Here is a 22799-nt window from a genome sequence, read left to right as displayed (position 1 = left end):
CCAAGGCCCGACTCCACCCGATCGAGTCAGAAACCGACGGCACCACCCTGCCCACCGAACTCACCGCATAGCCTCAAAGACGAGATCACCGAGTGGCCGTCGATACACCACTCCAGCGGACGTGACCCCGCGAAGCGGCGGCTGCGCGGTACGCGATCGGCGGCGGCCTGCTGAGCCTGCGGATCGAGGAGGGACAGCCGCCCTGGTGCCCGGAGTACGACGGGCAGGTCCGGGTGTCGTCGCTACAGACCGGCGCGTTCTCGGGTCCCGCCGGCAGCCCCGTCGGACAGCACCGCTTCGACAGGCGTGCCGTGGTCTGCGAGGCCCAGCCCGATGTCCGGCTCTACACACCCCAGTACGGGCTGTTCGAGATGCGGGCCCGAGCGGTCGCCGACCCGGACGCCATGGTGGCGCTGTGGATGATCGGGTACGAGGACGAGCCCGACCGCTCGGCCGAGATCTGCGTCTTCGAGATCTTCGGACGGGACGTCGAACCCGGCCGGGCCAAGATCGGCATGGGCGTGCACCCGTTCGGGGACCCGCGGATCACCGATGACTTCGAGGCCGTCGAACTCCCCGTCGACGTATGCGACTTCCATGTGTACGCGGCCGAGTGGACGCCGGATCGTGTCCTGTTCTACGTGGACGGCCGGCTGGTCAGGACCGTCGAACAGTCGCCGTGCTATCCCATGCAGTTCATGCTCGGGATCTACGAGTTCCCCGACGCGCGCAGGGCCGGGGCGCCGACGGGGACGTACCCCAAGGAGTTCGCGGTCGACTGGTTCAGGGCCTACCGGCCCGTCCTGTCCGGGGCGCTGATGGACGGACTCATGTGAAGGGCGCTCATGCCGTGCCGCTTGCCGCCGCGGAGTGCCGGCGCAGGGCCCCAGGTCCGGGCCGGCCGGTGACCTCACGCGCCTCGTGGATCTCATGGCCGTCGGCGCACCGCACGGTCAGGGTGACCGGGGCGCCGCAGTCGCGGTGGACGTGCTCCAGGGGCGGTCCCTCCGGGTCGGCCACATAGCGGTCTCCCCACTCGCGCAGCGCGATGAGGATGCGGTAGGTGTCCAGACCCTTCTCGGTGAGCCGGTACTCGGGCCTGGGGCGTGAGCCCGGCTCCTGGTAGGTGTCCCGCCGGAGAATGCCCTCGTCGACGAGGACGGACAGCCGGTTGGTGAGGACCTGCCGGGGAACGCCGGAGTGTTCGACGAGGTCGTTGAACCGGCGGATGCCGCCGAAGACGTCCCGCAGGACGACCAGCGTCCACTTCTCCCCGAGGATGCCGAGAGTCCGGGCGATCGAACAGTTCTCCGGCGACCAGTCCATCAGGTCGGTCCGCCGGCGCTTCGCCGTGACTCCTCGCTGGTTGTCCATGGCAACCAGGCTAGGTTCTCTTCGCAGACTCAACAAGGGTGCGCCCGGAACCGTCAACGGCGGTCCGGTTCACTCGCTCCTGGGGTCCGTGCCCGGGTCCGTGTCCCGCTCGCGCGGTTTGTCCACGTCGAGGGAGTTCAAGAACTCCGGGTTGTCGTCCGGGGCCACCCACCGGGTGCCGCGCCCGGAGCGGTCGCGCAGCCCGGACCAGCCGTCGGCGGCGGGGGCGCGCTTCTTGCCCGCGATCAGCCACGAGATCGAACCGACCAGCGGGAACAGCAGCACGAGCACCGCCCACAGCGGCTTCGGCATATGGCGTACGTCCTCGTCCTTGGTGCTGATGCAGTCGATGAACGCGTACACGCTCAGCGCCAGCGGCACGAGGAACATGAGCACCCGGAGCATGGGCCCTCTCCAAGGAAACGGTCGGCGGGCGGGTCCAGGGGCGCGACCCCCGAGTCACAGCTCAGGGTAGCGGCTCGGGGATACTGGACCCCATGGCTTACGACGATCTTCGTTCCCTGCTCAGGGCACTGGAACGCGAAGGCGACCTCAAGCGCGTCAAGGCGGAGGTCGATCCGTACCTGGAGGTCGGGGAGATCGTCGACCGGGTGCAGAAGTCCGGCGGCCCGGCGCTGCTCTTCGAGAACGTCCGCGGGTCGGCGATGCCGCTCGCGATGAACGTCTTCGGCACCGACCGACGCCTGCTGAAGGCGCTCGGCCTGAAATCGTACGCGGAGATCTCCGACAAGATCGGCGGACTGCTCAAGCCGGAGCTGCCGCACGGCTTCGTCGGCGTGCGGGAGGCGTTCGGCAAGCTCGGCGCGATGGCGCACGTACCGCCGAAGAAGGTCAAGGACGCGCCGGTGCAGGAGGTCGTCCTCACCGGTGACGACGTCGACCTGGAGCAGTTGCCCGCGCTGTTCACATGGCCGAAGGACGGCGGCTCCTTCTTCAATCTGGGCCTCACCCACACCAAGGACCCCGAGAGCGGCATCCGCAATCTGGGCCTGTACCGGTTGCAGCGCCACGACAAGCGCACCATCGGCATGCACTGGCAGATCCACAAGGACAGCCGCAACCACTACCAGGTCGCCGCCCGGCGCGGCGAGCGGCTGCCCGTCGCCATCGCCTTCGGCTGCCCGCCCGCCGTGACGTACGCGTCCACGGCGCCGCTGCCCGGCGACATCGACGAGTACCTGTTCGCCGGGTTCATCGCGGGCAAGCGGATCGAGATGGTCGACTGCAAGACCGTGCCGCTCCAGGTGCCCGCCAACGCCGAGGTCGTGCTGGAGGGCTGGCTGGAGCCCGGCGAGATGCTGCCCGAGGGGCCCTTCGGCGACCACACCGGCTTCTACACACCGCAGGAACCGTTCCCCGCGCTGACCATCGACTGCGTGACGATGCGGAAGCGTCCGCTGCTCCAGTCGATCGTCGTCGGCCGCCCCCCGACGGAGGACGGCCCGCTGGGCCGGGCCACGGAACGCTTCTTCCTGCCCCTGCTGAAGATCATCGTCCCGGACATCGTGGACTACCACCTGCCCGAGGCGGGCGGCTTCCACAACTGCGCGATCGTCTCGATCGACAAGAAGTATCCGAAGCACGCGCAGAAGGTCATGCACGCCATCTGGGGCGCGCACATGATGTCGTTGACCAAGCTGATCGTCGTCGTCGACTCCGACTGCGACGTGCACGATCTGCACGAGGTCGCCTGGCGGGCCCTCGGCAACACCGACTACTCCCGTGACCTCACCGTCGTCGAAGGCCCGGTCGACCACCTCGACCACGCCTCCTACCAGCAGTTCTGGGGCGGCAAGGCAGGCATCGACGCCACGAAGAAGTGGCCCGAGGAGGGGTACACGCGAGACGGAGGGTGGCCGGACATGGTGGAGTCAGACCCGAAGACGGCGGCCCTGGTCGACCGCCGGTGGAAGGAGTACGGGCTGTGAGCAGCGCTTCCGCGGCCATCCCCCAGCCGGGGCGCACGAAAGCCTTCCTGCGCCTGGTGATGATCGAGCACTCCGTGTTCGCGCTGCCCTTCGCGTACATCGCCTCCCTCACGGCGATGTACGAGTGGGACCGGAACATCCACTGGGGCCGGCTGCTCCTCGTCACGATCTGCATGGTGGGCCTGCGCACCTTCGCGATGGCCGTCAACCGGATCATCGACCGCGAGATCGACGCCCGTAACCCGCGCACCGCCCACCGCGAGCTGGTCACCGGCGCGATGTCGGTGAGGCACGCCTGGACGGGCGCGCTCATCGCCCTGGTCGTCTTCCTCGGCGCCGCGGCCCTGCTGAACCCGCTGTGCCTGGCGCTCGCGCCGGTCGCGGTGATCCCGATGGTGGTCTACCCGTACGGCAAGAGGTTCACGAACTTCCCGCAGGCCATCCTCGGCCTCGCCCAGGCCATGGGCCCCGTCGGCGGCTGGCTGGCGATCACCGGCGAGTGGTCGTGGACGGCGGTCGTCCTCGGGCTCGCCGTCGGCATCTGGATCGGCGGCTTCGACCTGATCTACGCCTGCCAGGACGTGGAGACCGACCGCGAGATCGGCGTGAAGTCCGTCCCGGCCCGCTTCGGCATCCCCGCCGCGATCTGGGGCGCCCGCGCCTGCCACACGTTCACGACGGCCCTGTTCGTCTGGTACGCCGTCCTCACCGGCGCCGGCGCCTTCTTCTGGCTGGGCCTTGTCATCGTCGCGGGCGCGTTCGTCTACGAGCACCGCATCGTCCGCCCCCACGACCTGACCCGCCTCAACAGGGCGTTCTTCAGCGTCAACGGCTTCATCGGCATCGCCCTGTTCGTATGCGCGCTGCTGGACCTGCTGGTGCGGGGGCTGACCGTCTGACGTCCTCTGCCACGTCAACGCCCTTCCCCGGCATCGCGCGCTCCGGGGGGTGCGCCGCCGGCTCCCGGAGTGTGGGGTCTGACCTCCGGCGTACGGTGCGGGAACTCCGCGTCGGGACGAAGCTCGGCGTCCGCACGATCGACACCGGCCGCCTCCCCGTCGGTCCCGAGGCGCCCTCCCGGTCCTGAAGCACGGCTTGTGCGCCGGTACGCTCAAGATGTGAACGCAGGGGAAACGCAGCGCACGCCTTGGATCGTGGGGGTGTCCGGAGCTTCCGGGACGCCCTACGCCGCCGCGGTGCTGCGGGCGCTGCTCGCCGCCGGTGAGAGCGTCGACCTGGTCGTCAGCCGGGCCTCGCGGCTCACCCTGCTCGACGAGACCGGCATCTCCTTCAGGGACGCCCACTGGGCGGACGACCTGCGAGAATGGCTGGCGCGCGGAGCCGACGGCAAGCCGGACACCTTCACGGTGGACGTCGGCGCGGTGCGGTACTGGAGCGCCGGGGACCTGGCGGCGGGGCCGTCCTCGGGGTCGTACCCCACCAAAGGCATGATCATCGTGCCCGCCTCGACCGCGTCCGTCGCCGGAGTCGCCCTCGGGCTGTCCAAGGACCTGCTCCAGCGGGCGGCGAGCGTCACGCTCAAGGAGCGCCGACGGCTGGTCGTCGCCGTACGGGAGACCCCCCTCGACGGGCGGACGCTGCGCCACCTGGTCACGCTGGACGACGCGGGCGTGACGGTGGTGCCGTGCTCCCCGGCGTTCTACGCGGGCGCCACGCACATCCAGGACCTGGTGGACTTCGTCGCCGGACGTGTCCTCGATGCCGCGGGCGTCCCCCACGGGCTGTACCGGCGGTGGAAGGGCGAGCTGGGCGGCGGCGCGGAACGGTAGACGGCAGCCGCCGGGCCGGCAGGGCGGGCGGGGTCGCGGAACCTCATCAACTTTTCGTTCGGGAAATCTTCAGCGGAAGGCTTCGAATCGCATGGACGCGGTGGACAGGCAGCTCATCCAGGCCCTGAGGGAGAACGGCCGGGCCTCCTACGCGGAGCTGGGCCGCCTCGTCGGTCTGTCGGGACCCAGCGTCACCGACCGCATCAACCGGCTGGAGGCGGCCGGTGTCATCACCGGCTACCGCGCCACCGTGGACGCGGCGTCGCTGGGCCTCGGCGTGACCGCGCTGATCGGCATCTCGCTCTCCGACGCCGCCGACCACGAGGACGTGGCGCGCCGGCTGAAGGACTTCACCGAGATCGAGGACTGCTGGTTCATCGCCGGCGACGACTCGTTCATGCTCAAGGTGCGGGCCACGGACGTGGACGGTCTGGAGCGGATCATCCGCCGGCTCAGCGGCACGAAGGGCGTCTCCCGGACCCGTACCACCATCGTGCTGTCCACGAAGTGGGAGAACCGGGTCGGAGAGCTGCCCGAGGAGGTCTAGGGATACGGTGGGCGGTGCTGTCGGAGAAAGGTGTTGGCATGGACGTCGGGCTCAAGCGCGAGCTGGAGGAGAAGGTCCGCTCCGGTGAGCGGCTGACCCGTGAGGACGGCATCGCGCTGTACGAGTCGGACGACCTGGCCTGGCTCGGCGGCCTCGCGCACGAGGTGCGGACGCGGAAGAACGGCGACGTCGTCCACTTCAACGTCAACCGTCACCTGAACATGACCAACGTGTGCACGGCGTCCTGCGCCTACTGCTCCTTCCAGCGCAAGCCGGGGGAGAAGGACGCGTACACGATGCGCATCGAGGAGGCCGTGAAGCTGGCCAAGGCGATGGAGTCGGAGAACCTCACCGAACTGCACATCGTCAACGGCCTCCACCCCAACCTGCCGTGGCGCTACTACCCGCGCTCGCTGCGCGAGCTGAAGGCCGCGCTGCCGGACGTGTCGCTGAAGGCGTTCACCGCGACGGAGATCCACCACTTCGAGAAGATCTCCGGCCTGTCCGCGTCCGAGATCCTCGACGAGCTGATCGACGCCGGTCTGGAGTCGCTGACCGGCGGCGGCGCCGAGATCTTCGACTGGGAGGTGCGGCAGCACATCGTGGACCACGACACCCACTGGGAGGACTGGTCCCGTATCCACCGGCTCGCGCACGAGAAGGGCCTCAAGACGCCGTGCACGATGCTGTACGGGCACATCGAGGAGCCCCGGCACCGGGTGGACCATGTGCTGCGGCTGCGTGAACTCCAGGACGAGACCGGCGGTTTCCAGGTCTTCATCCCGCTGCGCTACCAGCACGACTTCGTCGACATGAAGGACGGCAAGGTCCGCAACCGGCTCCAGGCGCGCACCAGGATGGCGTCCGGCGCGGAGGCGCTGAAGACGTTCGCGGTGTCGCGGCTGCTGTTCGACAACGTCCCGCACGTGAAGGTGTTCTGGGTGATGCACGGTGTGCAGACCGCCCAGCTCGCCCTTCAGCACGGCGCCGACGACATGGACGGCTCCGTCGTCGAGTACAAGATCACGCATGACGCGGACAACTTCGGCACCCCGAACAAGCTGACCCGCGAGGACCTGCTGGAGCTGATCCGCGACGCCGGCTTCCGGCCGGTGGAGCGGAACACCCGCTACGAGATCATCCGCGAGTACGACGGCCCCGACCCGCTGCGCCGGGAGTCGCCGCAGCCGATGCGGGTCTGAGCGAGGACGGCCGGTCGCGTCGTACGGACCGGAAATCCCTGGCATCCACCTGTGCGTAATACCTACGATGGGTGGATGCCCCTTACCTTCACTCTGGATCCGGCCGTCACACCCGAGCTGCGGGACGGCATCCTCCAGCTCTGGGCCGACGTCACCGACGCGGGCGGCGCCGTCGGCTTCGTACCGCCTGTGACGCCCGAGGACATCCGGCCCGAACTGGTAAGGCACCTCGTCGCCATGGCGGAGGGGCGAGCCCGGCTGCTCGTCGGGCACGACGAGGACGGCCGGGTCGCCGCGACCGCGTTCCTCGCCTTCAACACGCACCGGCTGATGACCCACTGGGTGTGGCTCTACACGGTGATGGTGCACCCCCGTCACCAGGGCAAGGGCTACGGCCGTGATCTCCTCGCCGCCGCCGAGCGCGCCGCCCGCGGCCTCGACGGCATCGAGGCGATCCGGCTGACCTGCCGCGGCGGGCTCGGCCTGGAGCGGTTCTACGGCTCCTGCGGCTACAAGGAGGTCGGCCGCGTCCCCGGCGCCATCCGCGTCGCCCCCGGCGACGACCGCGACGACGTGATCATGCTGCTGCCGCTGCTCTGAGACCGCTCCCGCACCCCCGCGCAAGATCCGCCCACCGACGTGCTTCACTGGGTGCTGACCCTTTTGTGCCGCCTTAGATGATCGGAAGAGTGGATTGCGATGCTCCGCTACACACTGATGCGCCTCGGGATCTTCGTGGGCTGCTTCGTGGTCGTCTGGGGCCTCGTCTACTCCGGCGTCGTCCCGCGCGGCCTGGGCGACTCCAACGGCATGTGGGTGCTGCTGCTGTCCCTCGTGATCTCCGCGCCGATCAGCTTCGTCGTGCTGCGCAAGGAGCGTGACCGCGCCTCCGAGCAGATCGTGCAGAAGGTGGACCGGGTCAAGGCCAACCTGGACGCCAACCGCAGCCAGGAGGACGTCGCCGACGACGCCGCCCGCACCCAGGGCGCCTCGTAACCGCCCCTGGCGTAACTACGCTTGCACCCATGGGTGCCGTGAAGACCAGACGGATGCCGCGTGCCGTCCGTGAACAGCAGATGCTGGACGCCGCCGTACGGATCTTCGGGCAGCGCGGCTACACCGCCGCGTCGATGGACGACATCGCCGAACTCGCCGGTGTCTCCAAGCCGTTGGTGTATCTGTACCTGAACTCCAAGGAAGACCTCTTCCTCGCCGTCATCCGCCGCGAGGCCGCCGCCCTCACCGAGGCCGTACGCGCCGGAGTACGGCCCGACCAGCCCGCCGACCGGCGGCTGTGGCACGGGCTGCTCGCGTTCTTCGAGCACACCGCACGCCACCCCGACGCCTGGTCCGTGCTGCACCTCCAGGCCCGCACCCACGGCGAGCCGTTCGCCGGCGAGGCCGCCGCGATGCGCGCGGCCATCGTCACGTTCGTCACACAGCTCATCGCCGTCGCCGCCCGCGACGCCCACCGCGACCCCGACCTGCCCGACCACGAGGTCGCCGGACTCGCCGAGGCCCTCGTCGGGGCCGCCGAGTCCCTCGCCGCCTGGGCCAACACCGCCGACGGCATCGGCGCCCGGCAGGCCGCGGGCACGCTGATGAACTTCGCGTGGGCCGGACTCGGCTCCCTCATGGCGGGGCGGCGCTGGTCGCCGCCGGGGGAGTGAGCGCGGGGCGGCAGCCGGGGGCGAGGCCCTGTGCGGCGCCGGGCCGCGTCACGCCGGGACCGTCACCGTGCCCGTCAGATGCGTACGGCCGTCCGGTGCGCGCAGCTCGAAGCGGCCGGAGGCGTCCGCCGCGTACACCACCGTCCCCGGCAGCAGCACCGGCGCCCTGAACTCCGCCCGCACGAGGGCCGCCTCGGGTGCGCCGTGCGCGGCCAGGCAGCGCGCCACCGTCCACATGCCGTGCGCGATGGCCCGGGGGAAGCCGAACAGGCGGGCGGTCAGCGGATGCAGATGGATCGGGTTGCGGTCACCGGAGACGGCACCGTAGCGGCGGCCCAGACCGGCGTCCGGCCGCCACTCGGCCACGGCGGGCAACGCCGACGGGGGCCGCGGGGCCGGGGGCTGCTCGCCAGGTGTCCCACAGCCGGCGCCGGGCGCGGCGCCGCCCGATGCACCGGAGCGGGCGCCCGGCGTCCGGTGCCGCGCCAGATACCTGCTCGTCGACTCCCACACCGGCCCCGACTCCGCCCCCGCCTCCCGCAGCTCGGTCACCACGACGGCCTCCGTGCCGCGCCGGTGCGGCACCAACCGGTCCACGTGGACGGAGAGTTCGTACGACCCCGTCGCGGGGAGGGTGCCGTGGCGGATGATCTCGATCGACGTGTGGACCAGCCCCAGCAGCGGCAGCGGAAAGTCCCGCCCGCTCATCAGCCGCATCGCCAGCGGGAAGCCCAGCACATGCGGATACGTCAGCGGCAGCGCGTCGTCCCCGGTGGGGAAGCCGCACACCCGCTCGTACGCCGCGAGCCGGGCGAGGTCCACCCGCAGCCCGGGCAGGACCATGCGCGTGGCGGGGAAGCCGGCGTCGGGGCGGGGCCGTTTGAACGGCGACAGCAGCGCCCCGCGCGCCAGCAGCGGCGCGAGCGCGGGTGGTGCGGTGAGGACGGTGCGGGTCGTCATCACGCCCCCAGCAGGCTCTGCCCGCACACCCGGACGACCTGCCCGTTGACCGCGCCGGACGCCGGGTGGGCCAGCCAGGCGGTGGTCTCGGCGACATCGGCCGGCAGCCCGCCCTGGGCGAGGGAGTTCATCCGGCGGCCGGCCTCGCGGATCAGGAACGGCACCGCCGCCGTCATCCTCGTCTCGATGAACCCCGGCGCGACCGCGTTCACCGTCACCCCGTGCCCGTCGAGCGCGTGCGGCGCGAGCGCGCGGACCAGCCCGGCGACGCCCGCCTTGCTCGCCGCGTAGTTGGTCTGCCCGGCATTGCCCGCGAGGCCCGCGATGGACGCGGTGGCGACGATCCGGCCGCCCTCCCGCAGCGTGCCCCGCGCGAGCAGCGCGTCCGTGGTCCGCAGCACGCTCGCCAGGTTCACCTCCAGCACCGAACTCCAGCGCTCGGCGGGCATGTTGACGAGCCGCCGGTCGCGGGTGACACCCGCGTTGTGCACCAGCACGTCGAGCCCGTCCGGCAGCGCGCCGGCGATCCGCTCGCCCGCGTCGGCCGCCGTGATGTCCAGCGCGAGCGCGCTGCCGCCCAGCCGTGCCGCGAGCCGCTCGGCGTCCTTGCGCGCGGACGGCACATCGAGTACGACGACCCGGGCGCCGTCCCTGGCCAGCGTCTCGGCGACGGCCGCGCCGATGCCCCGCGCCGCCCCCGTCACCAGCGCCGTACGGCCCGCGAGCGGGCGCGCCCAGTCGTCCGGTGCGATGACGGGGCCGTCGCCGACGTGGACGACCTGGCCGCTGACGTAGGCCGACTTGGAGGAGAGCAGGAAACGCAGGGTGGACTCGGCGGCGTCCGCGTCCGTCAGCCGGAGCAGGTTCACCGTCCTGCCGCGCCCGATCTCCTTGCCGAGGGAGCGGGTGAAACCCTCCAACGCCTGCTGGGCGGCGACCTGATGGTGGTCGGCGGGGTCCGGCGGGGCACCCAGCACGACCACCCGGCCGCTCGTCGCGACCGACCCGACGACCGGGTGCAGGGCGGCGTGCACCTCCGCCAGCGTCTCCACATCGCGTACGGCGGTGGCGTCGAGGACGACGGCGGAGGGCACCGCATCGGACGCGGCGGGCACCGCGCCGGACGCGGCGGGGTCCGCGCCGGAGACGGCGGCGCCCGAGTCGAGCACGGGCAGGCCGGTGCGGGCGAGGACCTCTTCCAGGCCCGGCAGCCCCTTGCCGCCCGCCGTCAGATGCAGCAACCCGCCCTCGAAGGACGGCCGTTCGGCCGACCAGCGGACCAGAGCGGCGGGCCGGGGCAGCCCGAGCCGGCGGGTCAGGAAACGCCCCGGCGCGGTCCCCGTGAACGTCAGATAGCGGTCGGCCATGCCGGGCGCCCTCCCTGGTCTGCCCCGGACGGTCACTGTGACGCGTCCCACGGCGCGCTCCACGAGGAGCGACCGTATGCTTACTCTGGAGTAAGGTTACCGCCGGTAATGCTACGTCACGGGGGAGGCGGACGGCCAATGTGAACGTCCCTCACGTCTCGTCCCGGACCCGTACGAGGCTGCACATCCCCGGCCCCGTACCCGACCGGAACCCGCACAGCGCCCTCACAGCGGAGCCGTACCATCCGGTACGCAACCGGCTGCAACCCCCTGTGCGGGCCGCCGCCGGTGAACGCCCCGCACCGCGAGGCCCGTACGTCATGCAGCAGGCAGACCCACGCTGCACGCCCCAGGAGCCGCCCGTGTCCACCCCCTACCCGACCTCCGCCTTCGAGGATCTCGACCGCCCCCGGGGACCCGTCCTCGTCGAACCCGAGACGAAGCGGCTGGACGGAGCGGTCAGGGAGGCGTACGTGCCGCCCCTCGCCCGGCCCGTGCGGCACGGCTCCCTCGCCGACCTGCCCTTCGACAACGCCGCAGCGGCCCCCGCCTCCGTCGTCCTGAGCCGGCGCCGCCCCGACGGCCGGTGGACGGACGTGACCGCCGAGCGGTTCGCCGAGGAGGTGCTCGCCGTCGCGAAGGGGCTGATCGCAGAGGGACTCGCGCCGGGCGACCGGATCGCCGTGATGGCCCGCACCACGTACGAGTGGACGCTGCTGGACTTCGCCGCCTGGGCCGCCGGGCTGGTCACCGTCCCGATCTACCCCACCTCGTCCGTCTACCAGGCCCGCTGGATCCTTCAGGACTCCGGCGCCGTCGCCCTCGTCACCGAGACCACCGCGCAGGCCGCCGCACTCCACCCCGAACGACCCCATCTGCACGACCTGCGGCATCTGTGGGTCATGGAGCAGGGGCACGTGGACCGCCTCGGCGAACTGGGCGCCGCCACGGTCCCCGATCAGGAGGTCGGCGTACGGCGCGGCATGCTCGGCCCGGACACCGTGGCGACGCTGATCTACACCTCCGGCACCACCGGCCGCCCCAAGGGCTGCGTCCTGTCCCACGGCAACTTCTTCGCCGAGGTCGACAACGCGATCGAGCTGCTCTACCCCGTCTTCCGCGCGGAGACCGACGAGGAGCCGTCCGTGCTGCTCTTCCTGCCGATGTCCCATGTGTTCGGCAGGATGGTCGCCGTCGCCTGCGTCCGTGCCCGCGTCCGCCTCGGTCACGCGCCCAGCCTCAAGGCCGAGGACCTGCTGCCCGACCTCGCCGCCTTCAAGCCGACCTGTCTGCTGGCCATCCCGTACATGCTGGAGAAGGTCTTCAACTCGGCCCGCGCCAAGGCCGAGGCGGGCGGCCGGGCCGCCGTCTTCGACCGCGCCGCCACCGTCGCCCGCCGCTACGGCACCGCCCTGGAGGCCCGGCAGGCGGGCACCGGCAACGGCCCGACCCGCGCCCTGAAGGCCTCCCGCGCCTTCTACGACCCGCTGGTCTACCGGCGGCTGCGCGCCGCGATGGGCGGCCACGTCAAGTACGCCATCTGCGGCGGCTCCCCCCTGGGCCGTGACCTCGCCGCCTTCTACGCGGGCGCCGGCATCCAGATCTTCGAGGGGTACGGCCTCACCGAGACCACCGGCGCCACCACCGTCACCCCGCCGCTCAAACCCCGCCTCGGCACGGTCGGCTGGCCGATGCCCGGCACCCGCGTCCGAATCGCCACCGACGGCGAGATCCTCGTCGCCGGTGACCATGTGCTGCGCGGCTACTGGGACCCGCAGGCAGGCGGTGTCGTCCCCGCCACCCGCGACGGCTGGTTCCCCACCGGGGACCTCGGCGAACTCGACGGCGAGGGCTATCTGACCATCACCGGCCGCAAGAAAGAGATCATGATCACGGCGGGCGGCAAGACCATCGCGCCCGCCCCGCTGGAGAACTGGCTGCGCCAGCACCCGCTGATCTCCCAGGTGATGCTCGTCGGCGACGGCCGCCCCTACGTCGCCGCGCTCATCACCCTCGACGTGGACGGCGTCTCCCACTGGCGCCGCATGATCGGCAAGCATCCCGTCCCGGCGGAACTCCTCATCGGCGACCCCGAACTGACGGCCGTCATGCAGCGGGCCGTGGACGAGGCCAACCGGCTTGTCTCCCGACCCGAGACCATCCGCCGCTTCACCGTCCTGCCCGTCGACTTCACGGAGACCGACGGCCACCTCACCCCGTCCATGAAGCTGCGCCGCGCCGCGATCCTGCGGGACTTCGCGGCGGAGGTGGAGGGGCTGTACGACACGCGGGGCGGGCGGTAGGCCGCGAAGCCGGCCGCCCCCGTCAGCGCGGTGCCCGGCGCTGCCGTATCACCGTGTCCGCGAACGCGCGTGCCGCCGGGCTGAGGGCGTCCCAGCGGCGGACGGCCCAGCCGACCGTCAGCGGGCGCAGGGCGGGCAGCGGCAGCAGCCGCAACGCCCCGTCGGCCGACCGCTCCAGCCCCGGGAACGCGGGCACCACGGCCCGGCCCACGCCCAGCTCGGCGAGGAGCAGCGCGGTGTCCCAGTCGGCGACGCTCGTGTCGTACGCGAACCGCACCCCCGCCTCCGCGCACGCGGCCTCCAGCTGGGCGGCGGACGCCGAGTTCGGCGGCAGACGTATCACCCGCAGCCCGGCCAGGTCGTCCGGCGCCACCCGGTCCCGCCCGGCGAGGGGATCGTCCCGGCGTACGGCGAGCATCCACGGCAGCTCCACCACCGCCCGCTGTTCGATGCCGCGCACCGGCGGGCCCAGCGTGATCCACGCCAGGTCGAGCGTGCCGTCGGCGAGCGCGTCGAAGCTGCCCCGGCCCGAACTGACCGTACGGAACTCCAGGCTGACCCTGGGATGGCGGCGGCGGAACTCCACCACCGCGTCCGACATGAAGTGCCGCACCGTGGTCGCGCCCGTCGCCACGCGGACGTGGCCCTCCTCGCCGCTGACCAGGTCCCGCAGCCGCCGCACCGCCAGGTCCAGGCCCGCGATGCCCTCGGCGGCGGCCTGCTCCAGCACCCGCCCCGCCTGGGTGGGGGAGACCCCGCGCGGCTGCCGCTCCAGCAGCGCGACCCCGGTCTCCCGCTCCAGCCGCTTCACATGCTGGCTCACCGCCGACTGGGTGCAGCCCAGCTCCCTGGCCACCGCGCTGAGACTGCCCGCCCGGCACACGGCCACGAACACCCGCAGATCGTCGAGGGTCATGACCCCCAAGCTACAACTTGGGTCAAGCGACAAATCCCAAGGATTGACTGGAATCCGGCGCGGTACGACGATCTCCGCAGGGCCCAAGGGCGGCAACCCGCTCCCCCGGAGAGGGCCCCCGGGGGAGCGGGTGCCGACCCGCCCGTCGTACCGGTGCGCCGTGAACCCGGCTTCCGGCTCCGCTGCGGCCGTGACCTCCTCGCCCTTTTCACCCGTCCGCGGAATCCTGCTCAGCGGGCCCGCATGGACGGGCTGCGTCTCGGTGCTCGCCGAGACCTGGCCGGGCGGGCCGGCGGGCGGCGACGAAGGCCTGGGGCGCGGTCTCGCCCCGGTCGGTGTCCTGGGCGCGCAGGGTCCGCCAGAGGAGGGCGAAGCCGGCCCGCTCCAGCAGGCGCGTCATGCGCTCCGGGGTGCGGCGGCGGAAATCCAGGGCCACCGGGTGGCCCCACGGCCGGTCGAGGCGCAGGGGTTCCTCGCCCGACTGGAAGCCGAGGAGGAGCGGGGCGCCGGGGGCGAGGACGCGGTACAGCTCCGCGAACAGGGCGGGCAGCTCCTCGTCCGGCGTGTGGATCGTGGAGTACCAGCACACCGCGCCCGCGAGGTCGCCGTCCGCCAGGTCCAGCCGGGTCATCGAGCCCTGCTCGAAGCGCAGCCCCGGATGCTCCCTGCGGGCGATCGCCAGCATCGACTCCGACAGGTCCAGCCCGTACACCGACAGCCCCAGCGAGGCCAGATACGCCGTGATCCGGCCCGGCCCGCAGCCGAGGTCGGCCACCGTGCCCTCACCGGTCAGCTCGGCGAACGCGGTGAGCTGCGCCCGGTCCAGGGGGCGTCCGGCGAGGGTGTCACCGAAGTGTGCCTCGTAGTCCTTAGCGATCGTGTCGTAGAAGCGGCGGGTGGCGGTGAGGGAGTCGGTCATGCCCGGGAGCGTAGGCGGGGGCAGCGACAGCGGGGGGTCCTACCGGTGACGGGACATCCGTCACATTCGCGAGGGACCGGACGTCGGGGGTGTCGATCGAAGACGCTGTGGCCGTCCGGTGATCGGCGGGAAAATGTGAAGATCCGGCCGCCGGGAGAAGACGCTCGACTGAATCCCGGGGGATTACGCGACCCGGTACGGAGATCATTCCGGTGGCGTGAACCGGATTGCCGTACGGGCGCCGTTTCGCGGCCGATCACGCGCGCTGTACAGGCCGTACAGACTCCTTACCGACCCCGTACCGGCTTCTGCAAGGAGTGTGCGCCTGCCGCGGTCCGCTGCCACGGAAAGCGGAAAGGGCAGGAGCCCCGTCGCCTGACGGCGCGGGGCTCCTTGGGTACTGCTACTCGATCCGGATCAGAATTGGATCAGACCGGGGTGACGTTCTCCGCCTGCGGGCCCTTCGGGCCCTGGGTGACGTCGAAGGACACCTGCTGGTTCTCCTCGAGCGACCGGAAACCGGTCGCGTTGATCGCGGAGTAGTGGACGAAGACGTCGGGGCCGCCGCCTTCCTGGGCGATGAAGCCAAAGCCCTTTTCGGCGTTGAACCACTTAACGGTTCCGGTAGCCATAAGCCCTCCTTGGGCTCAAAGGGTTGCCCTGCTCCAGAACCAGCAAGTGTGAAGACGAGTTCTGCACAACTGCATCCGCCTGAAAACGACGAGAGCCCGCGGTCACATGCTCCGCAGGCTCTGCACTGCAAGGGAAACCAAACTGCAACTTGTGGCGAGCCTAGCACGGTGCGACCCAAAAGCAATAGAGGTCAAGATCACGTCACTCGGATGTTTGAGTCCGCTCACCCGTTTGACCGCAGGGGTGCCCGGCGGGCCGCGACCCCGCGGGTCTAGTCTCGCGATGTGGACAATTCTCGCACCCGGCCGCGCGTCGGCCACATCCAGTTCCTGAACTGCCTGCCCCTGTACTGGGGGCTCGCGAGAACCGGCACGCTCCTCGACTTCGAGCTGACCAAGGACACCCCGGAGAAGCTCAGCGAGCAGCTCGTGCGCGGCGACCTCGACATCGGGCCGATCACCCTGGTCGAGTTCCTGAAGAACGCCGACGACCTCGTCGCCTTTCCCGACATCGCCGTCGGCTGCGACGGCCCCGTGATGTCCTGCGTGATCGTCTCGCAGGTCCCGCTGGACCGCCTCGACGGCGCCCGCGTCGCCCTCGGCTCGACCTCCCGCACCTCCGTCCGCCTCGCCCAGCTGCTGCTGGCGGAACGGTTCGGCGTGCGGCCCGACTACTACACCTGCCCGCCCGACCTGAGCCTGATGATGCGGGAGGCCGAGGCCGCCGTCCTCATCGGTGACGCGGCGCTGCGCGCCAACCTCCACGACGGCCCGCGCTACGGCCTCGCCGTGCACGACCTGGGTGCGCTGTGGAAGGAGTGGACCGGCCTGCCGTTCGTCTTCGCCGTGTGGGCCGCCCGCCGCGACTACCTGGAACGCGAGCCCGTCATCACCCGGCAGGTCCACGAGGCGTTCCTCGCCTCGCGCAACCTCTCCCTGGAGGAGGTGGGCAAGGTCGCCGAACAGGCCGCCCGCTGGGAGGCCTTCGACGAGGACACCCTCGCCCAGTACTTCACCACCCTCGACTTCAGCTTCGGCCCCGCACAGCTCGAAGCCGTCGCCGAGTTCGCCCGCCGCGTCGGCCCGACGACCGGCTTCCCGGCAAACGTGAAGGTGGAGCTGCTCGGGCTCTGACACGGCCGGTCGGACCGCCGCCTCCGGACGGGCCCTGTTCCGCACCCGTGAGTCCCCGGCCCGGCGGCACTACCCTGCTGGGGACGCCGCCGGGGCGGCCGACGGCCGGCCCCACGGGCGCGGGACCCGGCGTCCCGCGCCGGGCGTGGGGGTACGGCGGTGTGTGCCGCCGGTGTACGGGGGAGGGAAGACGCCATGCAGCCGCTCGCAGCCGACGAACCCACCACGGTCGGCCCCTACCGGCTGCTCGGCCGGCTGGGCTCCGGCGGGATGGGCCGGGTCTATCTGGGCCGCAGCGCCGGAGGGCGCACGGTCGCCGTGAAGGTCGTGCACCCGCATTTCGCGCTGGACGAGGAGTTCCGCGCCCGTTTCCGCCGCGAGGTCGAGGCGGCCCGCCGGGTCGGCGGCGCCTGGACCGCGCCCGTCCTCGACGCCGACCCCGACGCCCCCGTGCCGTGGGCCGCTACCGCGTACGCCGCCGGACCCTCCCTCGCCGCCGCCACCGCCGAGCACGGCCCGCTGCCCGTCGCCTCCGTACGGGCCCTCGCCGCGGGGCTCGCCGAGGCGCTCGCCGCCGTGCACGCGCTCGGCCTGGTCCACCGGGACGTGAAGCCCTCCAACGTGCTGCTCACCCTCGACGGGCCGCTGCTGATCGACTTCGGTATCGCCCGTGCCACCGACGGCACCGCCTCCCTCACCTCCACCGGCGTCTCCATCGGCTCGCCCGGCTACATGTCCCCAGAGCAGATCCTCGGCAAGGGCGTCACCGGCGCGGCCGACGTGTTCTCCCTCGGCGCGGTCCTGGCCTACGCCGCGAACGGCGAGCCGCCCTTCGCCGGGGACTCCTCGGCCGCGCTGCTCTACAAGGTCGTGCACGAGGAGCCCGACCTCGGCGGACTCGACGGGGAGCTGCGCGAGCTGGCGGCCCGCTGCCTCGCCAAGGACCCGGCGGCACGGCCCGCCCCGGACGAGGTGGCCCGCCGGCTCGCCCCGCAGGGCGCCGCCCGGCTCGTCGCCGGCGGCTGGCTCCCGGGCGCGCTGGTGGAACAGGTCAGCCGCAGCGCCGTACAGCTGCTGAACCTGGAGGCGGAGGGGGCCGGTCCGGTGCCCGCGCCGGGGGCCGGGGCGGACGCGGTGTCCGGGCCCGTGGGGTTCGGCGGGGTCGTGGCGGAGACGGGAGGGCAGCGGACCGCACCGCCGCCGACCTCGGCGCCGGCCTCGGCGACACCGACACCGACCGCGGCTCCGGCGACACCGACCGCGGCTCCGGCGGCATCGACCGCGGCTCCGGCGGCATCGACCGCGGCTCCGGCGGCGACGGCGCCCGGCGCGTCCTCCGCACCGGCCGCCGAAGGCACCCCGGGCGCGGGCGTGTTCGGGCCGCCGCCTGTCATGCCGCCGGTGCCGTCCGTGCCCCCGCAGGCGACGGCCGGGACCGCCGTTCCGCAGGACGCGCGGCCGGACACCCCCGTACCGCCGCACGACGCGTCGGGCAGCACCGTCGTGCCGCCGCAGGACGCGCCCGGCACCGGGCGGGCGCGGCCCGGGCGGCTCTCGGTCACCGTGGCCGCCGACGCCACGCCCACCGAGGGCGGCCGGGGGCGGCGGCTGAGCTGCACCGTCGCCCTGGCCGTCGCCGTGGCGCTCGCCGCCGTCACGCTCGGTTCGGCGTTCGTCCTCGACCTGCTGCCCGGGCAGGGCGGCGGCCAGGACACCACCAGCAGGCCCCCGGCCTCCCCGCCGGCGGTCTCCTCCCTCCCCTCGGGCGGCGCGTCGGACGCGCCGACCCCGACCCCGTCGGCGAGTTCACCGGACGCGGACGGCGAGCAGACCCCGTCCGGCGGCGCCACCCCGGCGACCGGGCCCGTCCCCGCCCGCTACCTCGGCACCTGGGAGGGGCAGGGCACCGCGCTGGGCGGCGCGCTCCCCATGGGCACCTTCCGGGTGACGGTCCGTCAGGCGGAGCCCGGACAGCAGGTCGGCGAGGTCCGCAACACCGACCAGCTCGGCGGGGTCTGCACCGACGTGCTGACGCTGAAACAAGTCACGAAGACCGAGCTGGTGGCGTCCTCGCAGGGGGCGGAGGACAACCACGCCGGGTGCGCCCAGGGCCGCCACACCGTACGGCTCGTGCCGGAGGGCGACGACCTCGTCTACCGGTCGGACAGCTCCGAGTCGGGCAACCCCGTCGCCCGGCTCTCCAAGACCGGATGACACCCGCCCCGCACCCGGCGGCCCTGGACCCGGCGCAGGTCACGGGCCCGTACCTCGACGTGCTGCTCGTCGCCGTCGCCGCGCTCTGGGGCGCGCTCGCCGGGAGCGCGCTGCCGCGTGCCGTCCACCGCTTCGCCGTACCCGCCGGCGAGCCCTGGCGGTCCGCATGCCCCGCCGGGCATCCGCTGCCGCGCCTGCTGGGCCGGGCCCGCTGCGGGGTCTGCCCGGCGGACAGCGCACGGTACGGCCCCGCCGCACCCGCGCTGTCCCTCGCCACCGCCCTGGCCTGTGCCGCGCTCGCCCTCGCCACGGGGACCCGGCCCGAACTGGCGGTGTGGCTGCTGCTCACGCCGGGCGCGGTGCTGCTCACCGTGGTGGACCTGCGGGTACGGCGGCTGCCGGACGTCCTGACCCTGCCGCTCGCCGCCGCCGCCCTCGCCCTGCTCGGCCTCGCCGCGCTCGCCCCGGAACACGCCGGACACTGGCCGACCGCCCTGTACGGCGCGCTCGCGCTCGGCGCCGGTTATCTGCTGCTGTTCATCGTCAACCCGGACGGCATGGGCTTCGGCGATGTGAAGCTCGCGCTCGGCGCGGGGGCCGTCCTCGGCTGGTACGGCTGGGGGACGCTGCTGCTCGGCACCTTCGCCGGGTTCGCGTGCGGCGCGCTGTACGGCGGCGCGCTGGTCGTCCTGGGCCGCGCGGGGCGGCGTACGGCGATCCCGTTCGGGCCGTTCATGCTGGCCGGGGTGCTGCTGGGCGTGCTGGCCGGGGCGTACAGCGCCTGAGGCCGGGCACACGGACCGCGCACGGAGCCCGCTGACCGTGCCCGGCGCCAGCTGACCGCGCACGGCGCCCGAAGCCCGCGCCCCGAGCCCGCGCCCGGCGCCCCGGCTCGTTCACGCTCGCCCGGAGTCCCGCCCGGAGCCCGCGCCCGCCCGCGCGCCCGCGTCCCGCCCGCCCGCCGTATCGCACCCGGCGGCACCCCCGCCGGGCCAGCGCCGATGGCGGGAAACGGCTGGCGTAGGCTGGTTCGGTCCGCGCGCACCCGCACGACTGCTTGACGAACCTTGACGAAAGGGACGCCCCGGTGACCGAGAAGGCCGACCTCCAGTCCGTCCTCGACCGTGCCGCTGCGGGCGGACGCATCACGCCCGAGGAGGCGCTCGACCTCTACCGCGACGCCCCGCTGCACGCGCTCGGCGCCGCCGCCGACGCGGTGCGCCGCCGCCGGTACGCGGGCACGGAGCACATCGCGACGTACATCATCGAGCGGAACATCAACTACACCAACGTGTGCGTCACGGCGTGCAAGTTCTGCGCCTTCTACGCCCCGCCGAAGAGCGACAAGGGCTGGACCCGCGACCTCGACGACATCCTGCGCCGGTGCGCGGAGACCGTCGAGCTGGGCGGCACGCAGATCATGTTCCAGGGCGGCCACCACCCGGACTACGGCGTCGAGTACTACGAGACGCACTTCCGGGCCATCAAGGAGGCGTTCCCGCAGCTCGTCATCCACAGCCTGGGGGCGAGCGAGGTCGAGCACATGGCCCGGATCTCCGGGGTCTCCGTCGAGGAGGCCATCACCCGCATCCACGCCGCCGGTCTCGACTCCTTCGCGGGCGCCGGAGCCGAGCTGCTGCCCGAGCGGCCCCGCAAGGCGATCGCCCCGCTGAAGGAGTCCGGCGAACGCTGGCTGGAGATCATGGAGACCGCGCACCGGCTGGGCGTGGAGTCCACCTCCACGATGCTCATGGGCACCGGCGAGACCAACGCCGAACGCATCGAACACCTGCGGATGATCCGTGACGTGCAGGACCGCACCGGCGGCTTCCGCGCCTTCATCCCGTACCTGTACCAGCCGCAGAACAACCACCTGAAGGGCCGCACCCAGGCCACCATCTTCGAGTACCTGCGGATGATCGCCATCGCCCGCCTGTTCCTCGACAACGTCGCCCACATCCAGGGCTCCTGGCTGACCACCGGCCAGGACGCCGGCCAGCTGACCCTGCACTACGGCGCCGACGACCTGGGCTCGGTGATGCTGGAGGAGAACGTCGTCTCGGCGGCCGGTGCCAAGCACCGCTCCAACCTCCAGGAGATGATCGACATGATCCGCGCCGCGGGCCGTGTCCCCGCGCAGCGCTCCACCACGTACGAGCACCTCGTGGTGCACGACGACCCGGCGAACGACCCGGTCGACCCGCGCGTCCAGTCGCACATCTCCTCCACCGCGCTGGAAGGCGGCACCGCGCACCCCGAGCTGAAGATCCTCGCCTCCAACTAGCCCGTACTCCCGCCCATGCTGACGATCCACGCCGCCGACGAGGTGCGTCACGTCCCGAACGCCGACGCGGAGGCGGTCAAGGACGGCGCCGTCGTCGTCGACGGCGGCCGGGTCGTCGCCGTAGGGCCGACCGCCGAGCTGGTCGAGCGGTATCCGGCGGCGCGCGTACGGCACTGGCCCGGCGTGCTCGGTCCCGCCCTCGTCCACCGGGGCCCGCTGCCTGACGCGCCGTCGCCGCGGGAACGCGTCCACGCCGTGCTGAAGTCGGGCGCCACCGCCGTACTGGAGGAGCACGCGGACACGCCCGAACTGCGGGCCGCCGCCGCCCGCAACGACGTCCTCGTCCTCGCCGCACCCCGCACCGCCGCCCTCGCCCCGGGCAGCCGCGCCGACCTCGCCGTGTTCGACGCCTCCGGCGCCTGCCTCGCCACGGTCTGCGCGGGGCGGCTGGTGCACCGGCGGCGCTAGCAGGAGCCGTTGTCGATCAGGATGCGCTCCACGGTGATACCGCAGGAGGCGCAGAACGCCTGCGCCCGGCTCCAGAAGGAGCACCCGGTGCACGGTGGAGGGCGCCGGACGGAGCAGATCCGCGATCCGTGAGGGACACGGCACGATGACCGCGGGGGACTGGCTCCGCGTCATCGTCCGGCTGCCGGTCCCCTGTGGCAGGTGGGCGGGGCCCACTGTCGGCAAAAGGTGATCGTGAGCGTGAACACGGCTGTGCGGCGGAGGAGCGCAGGTGCCGGACAGCCGCCCGGCCAGGGGAAGCGCCGGCACCGGCCGACGGCACCCCGCCCTGCGGCCGGGGCGTGGGCGTCGTACTGCAACAATGGCGGCGTGACCCGCGCATCCCTGGACAAGCAGCCGCACGAAGTCGCCTCGATGTTCGACGACGTGGCGGAACGGTACGACCTGACCAACGACGTGCTGTCCCTGGGCCAGACCCGGCTGTGGCGCAAGGAGGTGGCGAAGGCCGTCGACGCCCGCCCGGCGCAGAAGGTCCTCGACCTCGCCGCCGGTACGGCCACCTCCTCGCTGCCCTTCGCCCGCACCGGCGCGTACGTCGTCCCCTGCGACTTCTCGCTCGGCATGCTCCAGGTCGGCAAGAAGCGGCACGGGTGGCTGCCGTTCACCGCGGGCGACGCGACCCGGCTGCCGTTCAAGGACGACACCTTCGACGCGGTGTCGATCTCCTTCGGGCTGCGCAACGTGCAGGACTACGACGCCGCCCTGCGCGAGATGCACCGCGTGACCCGGCCCGGCGGGCGGCTCGTGATCTGCGAGTTCTCCCATCCGACGTGGGCGCCGTTCCGCACCGTGTACACCGAGTACCTGATGCGCGCCCTGCCGCCCATCGCCCGCGCCGTCTCCTCCAACCCGGACGCGTACGTCTATCTCGCCGAGTCCATCCGCGCCTGGCCCGACCAGGCCGCCCTCGCCGGGCATCTGCGGAAGGCGGGCTGGTCGAAGGTGGCCTGGCGGAACCTGACCGGCGGGATCGTCACCCTGCACCGGGGGTTCAAGGCGTAGAGGCCCTG

General features: G+C 72.5%; 24 protein-coding genes. 17 read left to right on the top strand and 7 right to left on the bottom strand.

What is annotated here, in order from left to right; all coding sequences use genetic code 11:
• Window positions 1-233: 233 nt before the first annotated feature.
• Window positions 234-836 carry a glycoside hydrolase family 16 protein gene (locus MTQ10_RS01645; RefSeq protein WP_247461408.1) on the top strand — a complete coding sequence of 201 codons (603 nt, stop codon included), beginning with the start codon at window positions 234-236 and terminating at the stop codon, window positions 834-836.
• Window positions 837-843: 7 nt separating this feature from the next.
• Here MTQ10_RS01645 and MTQ10_RS01640 read toward each other — a convergent pair whose 3' ends face one another.
• Together MTQ10_RS01640 and MTQ10_RS01635 are read right to left on the bottom strand one after the other, a co-directional pair.
• A complete protein-coding gene (locus tag MTQ10_RS01640; RefSeq protein WP_247461407.1) occupies window positions 844-1374 on the bottom strand; it encodes a winged helix-turn-helix transcriptional regulator in 531 nt (176 codons plus the stop codon).
• A 69-nt stretch (window positions 1375-1443) separates the two neighbouring features.
• The gene (locus MTQ10_RS01635; protein ID WP_247461405.1) at window positions 1444-1779 is read right to left on the bottom strand and encodes a PLD nuclease N-terminal domain-containing protein; all 336 of its coding nucleotides are present in this window, start codon (window positions 1777-1779) and stop codon (window positions 1444-1446) included.
• Window positions 1780-1871: 92 nt separating this feature from the next.
• Between MTQ10_RS01635 and MTQ10_RS01630 the strand changes: the two genes are divergently transcribed.
• The 8 genes from MTQ10_RS01630 (at window position 1872) to MTQ10_RS01595 (ending at window position 8532) form a co-directional block, all read left to right on the top strand.
• A complete protein-coding gene (locus MTQ10_RS01630) occupies window positions 1872-3323 on the top strand; it encodes a menaquinone biosynthesis decarboxylase (protein ID WP_247461403.1) in 1452 nt (483 codons plus the stop codon).
• Entirely contained in the window at window positions 3320-4222 is a 903-nt protein-coding gene (mqnP, locus tag MTQ10_RS01625; RefSeq protein ID WP_247461400.1) for a menaquinone biosynthesis prenyltransferase MqnP, read from the top strand. Before MTQ10_RS01630 ends, mqnP begins: the two co-directional genes overlap by 4 nt.
• 219 nt (window positions 4223-4441) lie before the next feature.
• The gene (locus tag MTQ10_RS01620; RefSeq protein WP_247461398.1) at window positions 4442-5113 is read left to right on the top strand and encodes a UbiX family flavin prenyltransferase; all 672 of its coding nucleotides are present in this window, start codon (window positions 4442-4444) and stop codon (window positions 5111-5113) included.
• 91 nt (window positions 5114-5204) lie between these two features.
• The gene (locus MTQ10_RS01615) at window positions 5205-5660 is read left to right on the top strand and encodes an Lrp/AsnC family transcriptional regulator (RefSeq protein ID WP_247461395.1); all 456 of its coding nucleotides are present in this window, start codon (window positions 5205-5207) and stop codon (window positions 5658-5660) included.
• Between the two features lie 38 nt (window positions 5661-5698).
• The gene (gene mqnE, locus MTQ10_RS01610; protein WP_247461393.1) at window positions 5699-6862 is read left to right on the top strand and encodes an aminofutalosine synthase MqnE; all 1164 of its coding nucleotides are present in this window, start codon (window positions 5699-5701) and stop codon (window positions 6860-6862) included.
• Window positions 6863-6937: 75 nt separating this feature from the next.
• Entirely contained in the window at window positions 6938-7462 is a 525-nt protein-coding gene (locus tag MTQ10_RS01605) for a GNAT family N-acetyltransferase (RefSeq protein WP_247461391.1), read from the top strand.
• Between the two features lie 99 nt (window positions 7463-7561).
• The gene (locus MTQ10_RS01600) at window positions 7562-7858 is read left to right on the top strand and encodes a DUF4229 domain-containing protein (protein WP_247461389.1); all 297 of its coding nucleotides are present in this window, start codon (window positions 7562-7564) and stop codon (window positions 7856-7858) included.
• Between the two features lie 29 nt (window positions 7859-7887).
• Window positions 7888-8532 carry a TetR/AcrR family transcriptional regulator gene (locus tag MTQ10_RS01595; protein ID WP_247461387.1) on the top strand — a complete coding sequence of 215 codons (645 nt, stop codon included), beginning with the start codon at window positions 7888-7890 and terminating at the stop codon, window positions 8530-8532.
• Between the two features lie 48 nt (window positions 8533-8580).
• On the opposite strand, the gene MTQ10_RS01590 is transcribed toward MTQ10_RS01595, so the two are convergent.
• Window positions 8581-9492: a MaoC family dehydratase gene (locus tag MTQ10_RS01590; RefSeq protein WP_247461385.1), complete on the bottom strand. Its 912-nt coding sequence runs from the start codon at window positions 9490-9492 to the stop codon at window positions 8581-8583.
• Window positions 9492-10859 (bottom strand): 3-oxoacyl-ACP reductase, encoded by a 1368-nt coding sequence (locus MTQ10_RS01585; protein WP_247461383.1) that lies wholly within the window; start codon window positions 10857-10859, stop codon window positions 9492-9494. The genes MTQ10_RS01590 and MTQ10_RS01585 overlap by 1 nt, the downstream gene beginning before the upstream one ends.
• A gap of 362 nt (window positions 10860-11221) precedes the next feature.
• On the opposite strand from MTQ10_RS01585, the gene MTQ10_RS01580 reads away from it, so the two are divergent.
• On the top strand, window positions 11222-13162 hold the full coding sequence (locus MTQ10_RS01580; protein WP_247461381.1) for an AMP-dependent synthetase/ligase: 1941 nt from the start codon (window positions 11222-11224) through the stop codon (window positions 13160-13162).
• A gap of 22 nt (window positions 13163-13184) precedes the next feature.
• Here MTQ10_RS01580 and MTQ10_RS01575 read toward each other — a convergent pair whose 3' ends face one another.
• The 3 genes from MTQ10_RS01575 to MTQ10_RS01565 form a co-directional block, all read right to left on the bottom strand.
• Window positions 13185-14078, bottom strand: coding sequence for a LysR family transcriptional regulator (locus MTQ10_RS01575; protein WP_247461380.1), 894 nt, complete (start codon window positions 14076-14078; stop codon window positions 13185-13187).
• A 208-nt stretch (window positions 14079-14286) separates the two neighbouring features.
• Window positions 14287-14997: a class I SAM-dependent methyltransferase gene (locus MTQ10_RS01570; protein WP_247461379.1), complete on the bottom strand. Its 711-nt coding sequence runs from the start codon at window positions 14995-14997 to the stop codon at window positions 14287-14289.
• Window positions 14998-15425: 428 nt separating this feature from the next.
• Entirely contained in the window at window positions 15426-15629 is a 204-nt protein-coding gene (locus MTQ10_RS01565; RefSeq protein ID WP_004984723.1) for a cold-shock protein, read from the bottom strand.
• Between the two features lie 285 nt (window positions 15630-15914).
• Here MTQ10_RS01565 and MTQ10_RS01560 point away from each other — a divergent pair, with 285 nt between their 5' ends.
• From MTQ10_RS01560 to MTQ10_RS01535, 7 genes are all read left to right on the top strand, one after another.
• The gene (locus tag MTQ10_RS01560) at window positions 15915-16763 is read left to right on the top strand and encodes a menaquinone biosynthetic enzyme MqnA/MqnD family protein (RefSeq protein ID WP_247461378.1); all 849 of its coding nucleotides are present in this window, start codon (window positions 15915-15917) and stop codon (window positions 16761-16763) included.
• Window positions 16764-16958: 195 nt separating this feature from the next.
• Window positions 16959-18977 (top strand): serine/threonine-protein kinase, encoded by a 2019-nt coding sequence (locus tag MTQ10_RS01555; RefSeq protein ID WP_247461377.1) that lies wholly within the window; start codon window positions 16959-16961, stop codon window positions 18975-18977.
• The gene (locus MTQ10_RS01550; protein WP_247461376.1) at window positions 18974-19762 is read left to right on the top strand and encodes a prepilin peptidase; all 789 of its coding nucleotides are present in this window, start codon (window positions 18974-18976) and stop codon (window positions 19760-19762) included. The genes MTQ10_RS01555 and MTQ10_RS01550 overlap by 4 nt, the downstream gene beginning before the upstream one ends.
• A gap of 302 nt (window positions 19763-20064) precedes the next feature.
• Window positions 20065-21261, top strand: coding sequence for a cyclic dehypoxanthinyl futalosine synthase (mqnC, locus tag MTQ10_RS01545; RefSeq protein ID WP_247461374.1), 1197 nt, complete (start codon window positions 20065-20067; stop codon window positions 21259-21261).
• A 15-nt stretch (window positions 21262-21276) separates the two neighbouring features.
• Window positions 21277-21729 carry an imidazolonepropionase-like domain-containing protein gene (locus MTQ10_RS01540; protein WP_247461372.1) on the top strand — a complete coding sequence of 151 codons (453 nt, stop codon included), beginning with the start codon at window positions 21277-21279 and terminating at the stop codon, window positions 21727-21729.
• A 9-nt stretch (window positions 21730-21738) separates the two neighbouring features.
• Window positions 21739-21861, top strand: coding sequence for a hypothetical protein (locus MTQ10_RS31215; protein ID WP_282611647.1), 123 nt, complete (start codon window positions 21739-21741; stop codon window positions 21859-21861).
• 237 nt (window positions 21862-22098) lie between these two features.
• Window positions 22099-22791, top strand: a complete 693-nt coding sequence (locus MTQ10_RS01535) for a demethylmenaquinone methyltransferase (protein WP_247461370.1) — start codon at window positions 22099-22101, stop codon at window positions 22789-22791.
• Window positions 22792-22799: the final 8 nt, after the last annotated feature.

Origin of the sequence: Streptomyces sp. XM83C (assembly GCF_023072675.1) — a bacterium.
Classification (GTDB): domain Bacteria; phylum Actinomycetota; class Actinomycetes; order Streptomycetales; family Streptomycetaceae; genus Streptomyces; species Streptomyces thermocoprophilus.
Note: the sequence above shows the minus strand (reverse complement) of the source record. Positions and strands in the feature narration are given on the sequence as shown.

Excerpts from the sequence above, each read along its gene's own strand:
- MTQ10_RS01640 (WP_247461407.1), bottom strand. The coding sequence starts at position 1,374 with ATGGACAACCAGCGAGGAGTCACGGCGAAGCGCCGGCGGACCGACCTG.
- MTQ10_RS01635 (WP_247461405.1), bottom strand. The coding sequence starts at position 1,779 with ATGCTCCGGGTGCTCATGTTCCTCGTGCCGCTGGCGCTGAGCGTGTAC.
- MTQ10_RS01630 (WP_247461403.1), top strand. The coding sequence starts at position 1,872 with ATGGCTTACGACGATCTTCGTTCCCTGCTCAGGGCACTGGAACGCGAA.
- MTQ10_RS01615 (WP_247461395.1), top strand. The coding sequence starts at position 5,205 with ATGGACGCGGTGGACAGGCAGCTCATCCAGGCCCTGAGGGAGAACGGC.
- mqnE (WP_247461393.1), top strand. The coding sequence starts at position 5,699 with ATGGACGTCGGGCTCAAGCGCGAGCTGGAGGAGAAGGTCCGCTCCGGT.
- MTQ10_RS01605 (WP_247461391.1), top strand. The coding sequence starts at position 6,938 with ATGCCCCTTACCTTCACTCTGGATCCGGCCGTCACACCCGAGCTGCGG.
- MTQ10_RS01600 (WP_247461389.1), top strand. The coding sequence starts at position 7,562 with ATGCTCCGCTACACACTGATGCGCCTCGGGATCTTCGTGGGCTGCTTC.
- MTQ10_RS01595 (WP_247461387.1), top strand. The coding sequence starts at position 7,888 with ATGGGTGCCGTGAAGACCAGACGGATGCCGCGTGCCGTCCGTGAACAG.
- MTQ10_RS01590 (WP_247461385.1), bottom strand. The coding sequence starts at position 9,492 with ATGACGACCCGCACCGTCCTCACCGCACCACCCGCGCTCGCGCCGCTG.
- MTQ10_RS01585 (WP_247461383.1), bottom strand. The coding sequence starts at position 10,859 with ATGGCCGACCGCTATCTGACGTTCACGGGGACCGCGCCGGGGCGTTTC.
- MTQ10_RS01575 (WP_247461380.1), bottom strand. The coding sequence starts at position 14,078 with ATGACCCTCGACGATCTGCGGGTGTTCGTGGCCGTGTGCCGGGCGGGC.
- MTQ10_RS01570 (WP_247461379.1), bottom strand. The coding sequence starts at position 14,997 with ATGACCGACTCCCTCACCGCCACCCGCCGCTTCTACGACACGATCGCT.
- MTQ10_RS01565 (WP_004984723.1), bottom strand. The coding sequence starts at position 15,629 with ATGGCTACCGGAACCGTTAAGTGGTTCAACGCCGAAAAGGGCTTTGGC.
- MTQ10_RS01555 (WP_247461377.1), top strand. The coding sequence starts at position 16,959 with ATGCAGCCGCTCGCAGCCGACGAACCCACCACGGTCGGCCCCTACCGG.
- MTQ10_RS01550 (WP_247461376.1), top strand. The coding sequence starts at position 18,974 with ATGACACCCGCCCCGCACCCGGCGGCCCTGGACCCGGCGCAGGTCACG.
- MTQ10_RS01540 (WP_247461372.1), top strand. The coding sequence starts at position 21,277 with ATGCTGACGATCCACGCCGCCGACGAGGTGCGTCACGTCCCGAACGCC.